General features: G+C 67.8%; 9 protein-coding genes. 1 reads left to right on the top strand and 8 read right to left on the bottom strand.

Going from position 1 to position 7,516, the window contains the following annotated elements:
• Positions 1 to 176: 176 nt before the first annotated feature.
• From cyoE to VNJ47_13770, 4 genes are read right to left on the bottom strand one after another with little or no spacing between them, the layout of a single operon-like run.
• Positions 177 to 1,097: a heme o synthase gene (gene cyoE / locus VNJ47_13785; GenBank protein HXG29906.1), complete on the bottom strand. Its 921-nt coding sequence runs from the start codon at positions 1,095 to 1,097 to the stop codon at positions 177 to 179.
• Positions 1,094 to 2,107, bottom strand: coding sequence for a COX15/CtaA family protein (locus VNJ47_13780; GenBank protein HXG29905.1), 1,014 nt, complete (start codon positions 2,105 to 2,107; stop codon positions 1,094 to 1,096). The genes cyoE and VNJ47_13780 overlap by 4 nt, the downstream gene beginning before the upstream one ends.
• Positions 2,108 to 2,109: 2 nt before the next feature.
• The gene (locus VNJ47_13775; protein HXG29904.1) at positions 2,110 to 2,730 is read right to left on the bottom strand and encodes a hypothetical protein; all 621 of its coding nucleotides are present in this window, start codon (positions 2,728 to 2,730) and stop codon (positions 2,110 to 2,112) included.
• Positions 2,727 to 3,455, bottom strand: coding sequence for an SURF1 family protein (locus VNJ47_13770; protein HXG29903.1), 729 nt, complete (start codon positions 3,453 to 3,455; stop codon positions 2,727 to 2,729). The genes VNJ47_13775 and VNJ47_13770 overlap by 4 nt, the downstream gene beginning before the upstream one ends.
• Before the next feature lie 33 nt (positions 3,456 to 3,488).
• Here VNJ47_13770 and VNJ47_13765 point away from each other — a divergent pair, with 33 nt between their 5' ends.
• Positions 3,489 to 3,704 carry a twin transmembrane helix small protein gene (locus VNJ47_13765; protein ID HXG29902.1) on the top strand — a complete coding sequence of 72 codons (216 nt, stop codon included), beginning with the start codon at positions 3,489 to 3,491 and terminating at the stop codon, positions 3,702 to 3,704.
• A gap of 152 nt (positions 3,705 to 3,856) precedes the next feature.
• Here the strand turns inward: VNJ47_13765 and VNJ47_13760 are convergent, their stop codons facing one another.
• The 4 genes from VNJ47_13760 to VNJ47_13745 form a co-directional block, all read right to left on the bottom strand.
• Entirely contained in the window at positions 3,857 to 4,756 is a 900-nt protein-coding gene (locus VNJ47_13760) for a cytochrome c oxidase subunit 3 (GenBank protein HXG29901.1), read from the bottom strand.
• Between the two features lie 17 nt (positions 4,757 to 4,773).
• On the bottom strand, positions 4,774 to 5,346 hold the full coding sequence (locus VNJ47_13755; protein ID HXG29900.1) for a cytochrome c oxidase assembly protein: 573 nt from the start codon (positions 5,344 to 5,346) through the stop codon (positions 4,774 to 4,776).
• Between the two features lie 126 nt (positions 5,347 to 5,472).
• Positions 5,473 to 7,110, bottom strand: a complete 1,638-nt coding sequence (ctaD, locus tag VNJ47_13750) for a cytochrome c oxidase subunit I (GenBank protein HXG29899.1) — start codon at positions 7,108 to 7,110, stop codon at positions 5,473 to 5,475.
• Positions 7,111 to 7,141: 31 nt separating this feature from the next.
• The coding region (locus VNJ47_13745) for a cytochrome c (protein HXG29898.1) at positions 7,142 to 7,516 on the bottom strand (375 nt) is incomplete at its 5' end.

Here is a 7,516-nt window from a genome sequence, read left to right as displayed (position 1 = left end):
GCGACACCGTGGTGCAATGGGGCGTGGGCGACCGCCACAGCTTCTGGAATGCAGCCGCCGGCGGCTTGTTCACCAATCCGCTCGCCCTGGACAAGGACTATCGGTACAAGCCGGCCGCGCATGCCGTGGTCGCGGTGCTGCGCGCCGCCGCAGGCTGAGCCGGCGCCGGGCAGCGCTCAGGACGGCAGGGCGGCGAGGACCACCGGCACGTAGTGGTCCACCAGCAGCAGCGTGAAGATCCCCATCAGGTAAACGATGGAGTAGCCGAAGGTCTTCATCGGCAGGCCGGGGCGTGGCGCCGCCTTGAGCAGCCAGGCGTAGTACAGGAATACGCCGCCGAGAAGGCCGGCGCCCACCAGGTACAGCAGACCGCTCATGCCGAACACGAACGGCAGCAGGCTCACGATCACCATCAGCACGGTGTAGAGCAGCACCTGCAGGCGCGTGTACTCGAGCCCGTGTGTGACCGGCAGCATCGGGATGTCCACCTTGGCGTACTCGGCATGGCGCTCGATCGCCAGTGCCCAGAAATGCGGCGGCGTCCACACGAAGATGATCAGGAACAGCAGCAGCGCGTGCGGATCGATCGTGCCGGTGACCGCGGCCCAGCCCAGCACCGGCGGCGCCGCGCCGGCGGCGCCCCCGATCACGATGTTCTGCGGCGTGGCGCGCTTGAGGTAGATCGTGTATACGCCGGCATAGCCGACCAGCGTCGCCAGCGTCAGCCAGGCGGTGAGCGGGTTGACCCAGGCGTACAGGATCGCCATGCCGGCGGCGCCGAGCACCGCGGCGCAGGCGGCGGACTCGCGCAGGGACAGGTGCCCGGTCGGCAAGGGGCGGCCGCAGGTGCGCGCCATGCGCGCGTCCACCTGCTGGTCGAGGATCTGGTTGATGGCCGCCGCCGAGGCCGCCATCAGGCCGATGCCGAGCGTGCCGGAGAACAGGATATCCAGCGGCACCATGCCGGGCGTGGCCAGGAACATGCCGACCACCGCGGTGAACACGATCAGCATCACCACGCGCGGCTTGCACAGCTCGTAGTAGTCGTTGAGCCGCTGCAGCCAGGGGCGCTGGACCGGTGCCGCCGTAGTGCTCATGCCGCCTCGCGGGCCTGGAAGGCCGCATGGTTGATGGCCACCAATACTAGTAGCAGCAGCGCGGCGCCGCCATTGTGCGCCACGGCCAGGGGCAGCGGCAGGTGCAGCAGCACGATGCTGACGCCCAGGCCCACCTGCAGCAGCACCGCGGCCAGCAACGCCAGCCCCAGCCCGCGCCAGGCGCGGGCCTGCTCCACGGCGAGCAGCCAGGCCGCCAGCCCCAGCATCACCAGCAGCGTGGCCACGGCCCCGAGGCGGTGGGTCAGATGCACCGTCAGGCGCGGGGTGTTTTCCAGCACGCCGTACTCGTAGTTCACGCCCAGCCCGCGCCACAGCGTGAAGGCCTCGCGGAAATCGGTGGGCGGCCACCAGCGGCCCTGGCAGGTGGGGAAATCCGGGCAGGCCAGCGCGGCGTAGTTGGTGCTGGTCCAGGCGCCGAGGAAGATCTGCAGCACCAGCACCACGAGCGCGGCCAGCGCGAAACCACGCAGTGCGCCCGCAGCACGCGCGGGCAGTGCACGCAGATGCGCACCGCTCTTCAGCACCAGCCAGAACAGCAGCGCCAGCGTGGCCATGCCGCCGAGCAGGTGCGCGCTGACCACCAGGGGCTTGAGCAGCAGGGTCACGGTCCACATACCCAGCAGCGCCTGGAAGACCACCAGCGCCAGCAGGCCGAGCGGCAGCGCCACCGGCTGGCCCGGCGTGCGCCGGTTGCGCCAGGCCATGACCGCCAGCGCCAGCACCAGCAGGCCCAGCGTACCGGCGACGTAGCGGTGGACCATTTCCTTCCAGGCCTTGGGCGCCTCGACCGGGCGTTGCGGATAGGCCTCGTTGGCGGCGGACACGTGGTGCTCCGCTTCCGGCACGCCGATCAGGTGCCCGTAGCAGCCGGGCCAGTCCGGGCAGCCGAGGCCGGCGTCCGACAGGCGCACATAGGCGCCGAGCATGACCAGCACCAGGGTCAGCAGCGTGGTGGCAACCGCCAGGCGGTAGAAGAGCGAGTCGCGCATGTTCAGCCGATGTTCGAGAGCCGCAGCAGCTTCTTGAGGTCCTTCAGCAGGTCCTGGGGCGGATCCTCGGGCGTGTAGTACATCAGCCAGTTGCCATGCGGATCGAGCAGGTAGACGTCGCCGGCATTGCGCAGCGGGCTGCGGCCGTCGATCGAGAACTGGCGCTCGAGCGCATAGACCTCGGCGCCCTCCGCCACCGCCAGCACCAGGTCCGGATGCTCGCGCGCCTGCAGGGCCTGCAAGGCCTCCAGTTCCATGCGGTCGGTCGCGACATACAGGCGCCGCACGCGCGGCATGTCCTTGCCCAGCGCGGTGCGCACCTGGCGCGTGTCGTACAGCAGCCGGAGGCAGGCGTCATCACAGCTCGAGGGCCCGACCAGCAGCAGCGTCCACCGGTCGCGGATGGGCACAGACGCCAGGCTGCGGCCGTCCACGCCATGCAGCGCCAATGCCTCCACCGGCCGCGCGGGGTTCACCAGCTGGCCGCGGTTGGTACGGCCGTGCGGCCGCCAGTCTTCGGGCGCCCAGAAGTACAGCGCGTAGGCGCCGAGCACCGGCGCCGCGAACAGCAGCACCAGCAGCACAAAGCGGCGGCGGCCGTGCGCCTGCGGTTTTTGCGTCATGGCCGGATCCTGCGGAAATTGAGCACGATGAACAGCACCAGCAGCGTGGCCGCCAGCGAGAACCACTGCAGCGCATAGCCGTAGTGGCGCTCGGGCGGGAATTCGTTGCGGACCCACTCGCGCACGAAACCGTGCGGCTCGGCCGGGTCCAGCCACAGCAGCCCCTCGACCAGATCCGGTCCAAGCAGACACTGCAGCTCCTCGAAGAGCGGATATTGTACTACGCGCGGCCATTGCGACCGGTTGCAGTCGTCCGGCGCCAGGCGCAGGCCCGGGCGCGGCAGCGGCTGCCAGACGCCGCGCAGGCGGACCGCTCCGGCCGGTGTATCCAGCGCCGGCAGCACGCGGCGGTCGGGGTTCATCGGCAGCCAGCCGCGGTCCACCAGCGCCAGCCGCCCGGAGGGCAGGCGCAGCGGCGTCCACACGCGATAGCCGGGCCGGCCCTCGACGACCTGGTTGTCGAGCAGCAGGCTGCGCCCGGCCTCGAAACGGCCATTCACCGAAACTGCTCGTGCGTAAAAATCGCTGGCCGGGCGGCCGGCGGCCAGCGCCGCATCGAGATCCACCGGCGCCGACTTGGCGGCCTGCTGGTAGGCCGATATGATCGCCTTCTTTTCTGCGGCCCGGTCCAGCTGCCAGACACCCAGGCGCAGGAACAGGGCCAGGCCGGCGGCCGCCAGCAGCCAGGCCCACCACGGCGGACGAAAACGGAAGCTTGCCAACATGCCACTCATCGCTCACCACCGGACGCCCGCCGCATGACGCCTAACCATGTCATCCTGCTGTTCCTGCTGGCGATCCTGGTGGCGCTGTTCAGCGGGCTGTTCTTTCTGGTCAAGGATCCCGGCCGCCGCTCCGACCGCCGCACGCTGCGCGCGCTGACCTGGCGCGTGGGCCTGCAGGTGGCGCTGATCGTGTTCCTGATCGCCGCATTCTTCCTGGGCTGGATCAAGCCGCACGGGCTGACGCCGTAGCACGGATGTCGGGTCCGCTGCGCTTGACCCGACCTGCAGGCGGGAGAGTCCGATCATTTCCGTCACCCCGGCGTAAGCCGGGGCCCAGGGCCTTGAAAGTCGCTGGATTCTGGCTTGCGCCGGAATGACGAAAGCAGCTGATCAGAGCTTCCTTAGATCACGTAGACGAAGATAAACAGCCCGATCCACACCACGTCCACGAAGTGCCAGTACCAGGCCACGCCTTCGAAGCCGAAATGGCGTTCCTCGGTGAAGTGGCCCTTGATGCAGCGGCCGAGGATCACGATCAGCATGATCGTGCCGAGCGTCACGTGCGCGCCGTGGAAGCCGGTCAGCATGAAGAAGGTCGAGCCGTAAATGCCGGAGCCGAGCGTGAGGTTCAGCTCGCGGTAGGCGTGGATGTACTCCTCCGCCTGGAAGAACAGGAACAGACAGCCCAGCGCCACGGTCGCCACCAGCCCCCAGATCAGCTTGGCGCGGTTGTTCTCCTTGAGGCCCCAGTGCGCGATGGTGATGGTCACGCCGGAGCTCAGCAGGATGATGGTGTTGAGGAACGGCACCCCCCAGGCCGGGATGATGTCGAAATCGCCGCCGATGGCGCCCGGGCCGTTGGTCGGCCACAGCGCCTCGAAGCTCGGCCAGATGAACTCGTTGGTCGAGAACTTGGCACCCTCGCCGCCCAGCCAGGGCACCGCCAGCGCACGCGCATAGAACAGCGCGCCGAAGAAGGCACCGAAGAACATCACCTCGGAGAAGATGAACCAGCTCATGGACCAGCGGAAGGTGCGGTCCACCTGCAGGTTGTACACGCCGGCCTCGTTCTCGCCGATCACGCCGCGGAACCAGATCCAGGCCATGAAGATCACCCACATCAGCCCGCCGGCAAACAGGATGCGGTACAGCCCGGTAGCCTCGCCGGCCGCCAGGCCGTTGAGCCAGTTGCCAAAGCCGACGAAGAAGGCCACCAGCCCCATGGTGGTGAAGAACGGCCACGCGCTCGGCGGCGGGACGTAGTAGTGGTCGCCATGGGCCTGGGTGTGCGAGTGAGCCATCGGTTTACCCCTGTCGTCTAGTTGATCCGGCCGGCGCGCGGGTGCTCACCTTGCGCCAGCCGGGTTGCGTCGAAAAACGTGTAGGACACGGTCACCGTGTCCACGTGTGCCGGCAGCGCCGGGTCGATCACGAAGCGCACCGGCATGTCGCGCCCTTCGCGTGCGGCGAAGGGCTGCTGCGTGAAGCAGAAACACTCGGTCTTGCGCAGGTACTGCGAGGCGGTGATCGGCGCCACGCTCGGCACCGCTTGCGCCACCTTGTCCTCATCCGTGTTGTTCTGCGCGAAAAAATTCACCGTGGTCAGCGCGCCCGGGTGCACCTCGATGCGGTTCACCGCGGGGCGGAAGGTCCAGTCCCGGCCGCCGTTGACCGTGGTCAGGAATTCCACCGTGACCGTGCGCGAGGCGTCCACCGCCGGCAGCTGGGCGGCCGAGATCAGCATGACGTCGCTGCGCTGGCCGTTGATGCCGGCGATGTCGCAGATCAGCCGGTACAGCGGCACCATGGCGTAGCCGAAGGCGAACATGCCCACGGCCAGCCCGGACAGCTGCGCCAGCAGTCGCAGGTGGCGGCGCGGCGCGCCTTCCATCAGCCCAGCCCCGTCATGACGATGAAGCCGAGGTAGAAAGACAGCGCCAGCAGGCCAAGCATCAGCGCCAGCCGGACATTGCGGCTGCGCGGCGTACTGCGGTCCTGGCCTGCCACGATTGCCCCCTTACGCGTGTGCCGGGGTTTCGGACTCGTCCACCTTCGGCGGCGTCTCGAAGGTGTGGTACGGCGCCGGGCTGGGCACCGTCCACTCGAGGCCGTGCGCGCCTTCCCACACGCGCGCGGTGGCCTTTTCGCCCTTGCGCCGCATGCACTGGATCATGTTGTAGATGAACACGAACTGGCCGAGGAAGAACGCGAAAGCGCCGACCGTGGAAATCATGTTGAAGTCGGTGAACTGTACCGCGTAGTCCGGAATGCGCCGCGGCATGCCGGCCAGGCCCGAGAAGTGCTGCGGGAAGAAGGTCACGTTGATCCAGAACGCGCTCCACCAGAAGTGGAACTGGCCCAGCTTCTCGTTGTACATCACGCCGGTCCACTTCGGAATCCAGTAGTACACGCCCGCGATGATCGCGAACACCGCGCCCGGTACCAGCACGTAGTGGAAGTGCGCGACTACGAAATACGTGTCGTGGTACTGGAAGTCGGCCGGCGCGATCGCCAGCATCAGGCCGGAGAAGCCGCCGATCGAGAACAGGATCACGAAGCCCACCGCGAACAGCATCGGGGTCTCGAAGGTCATCGAGCCCTTCCACATGGTCGCGATCCAGTTGAACACCTTCACGCCGGTCGGCACCGCGATCAGCATGGTGCTGAACATGAAGAACAGCTCGCCCGCCAGCGGCATGCCGACGGTGAACATGTGGTGCGCCCAGACGATGAAGGACAGGAAGGCGATCGAGGCGGTGGCGTACACCATCGAGCTGTAGCCGAACAGCGGTTTACGCGCGAAGGTCGGGATGATCATCGAAACCACACCGAACGCGGGCAGGATCAGGATGTACACCTCGGGATGGCCGAAGAACCAGAAGATGTGCTGGAACATCACCGGGTCGCCGCCACCGGCCGCATTGAAGAAGCTGGTGCCGAAGTAGCGGTCGGTCAGCAGCATAGTCACCGCGCCCGCCAGCACCGGCATGGTGGCGATCAGCAGGTAGGCGGTGATCAGCCAGGTCCACACGAACAGCGGCATCTTGAGCAGGGTCATGCCCGGCGCGCGCATGTTGAGGATGGTGACGATCACGTTGATCGCGCCGGTAATCGACGAGACGCCCATCAGGTGCACGGCGAAGATCAGGAACGGGAAGGCATCGCCGGTCTGCAGCACCAGCGGCGGGTACATGGTCCAGCCGCCGGCCGGCGCGCCGCCATCCATGAACAGGGTCGACAGCAGCAGGGCAAAGGCGAAGGGCAGGATCCAGAAGCCCCAGTTGTTGACGCGCGGCAGCGCCAGGTCGGAGCAGCCGATCATCATCGGCACCATCCAGTTGGCCAGGCCGACGAAGGCCGGCATCACGCCGCCGAAGATCATGATCAGCGCGTGCATGGTGGTCATGGAGTTGAAGAACTCCGGCTGCACCAGCTGCATGCCCGGCTGGAACAGCTCCGCGCGGATCACCAGCGACATCAGACCGCCGATGAAGAACATGGTGAAGGCAAAGCACAGGTACAGCGTGCCCAGGTCCTTGTGGTTGGTGGTGCCGACCCAGCGCTTGATCCAGGGCCACAGGCCGTCCTTGAGCGTGGCCGGGCCGTGGTGGTCGTGGGCGTCGTCGTGACCGTGGGCGTGTGTCGCTTGGCTCATCGGATGTCTCCTGGAAGTCTGTGCGCGCGGCTCAGCGCAGGGCCTTGACGTCGGCGGGCTGTACCACGGTGCCGACCGCGTTGCCGAGCGCGTTGCGCTGGTAGGTCACCACCGCGGCGATCTGCTCGTCGCTGAGGGCGCCGAACGGCGGCATGGCGTTCTTGCCCTTGATGATCTGGGTGACATGCGCGGCCACCGGACCCTTGACCAGCTTGCTGCCGGTGATGGCCGGGAAGGCCGGCGGCATGCCGCTGCCGTCCGGTTTGTGGCAGGCGGCGCACTGCGCCTCATAGACCTGCTTGCCGGTGGCCATCAGCTGGTCCTTGCCGAGCTTGGCCGGGGCCGCGGCCTCGGGGGCCGGCGCGGCCGACGGGGCAGGCGCCGCAGCCGGTGCCGGCGCGGCGGC

The organism is Nevskiales bacterium (assembly GCA_035574475.1).
Classification (GTDB): Bacteria; Pseudomonadota; Gammaproteobacteria; order Nevskiales; family DATLYR01; genus DATLYR01.
Note: the sequence above shows the minus strand (reverse complement) of the source record. Positions and strands in the feature narration are given on the sequence as shown.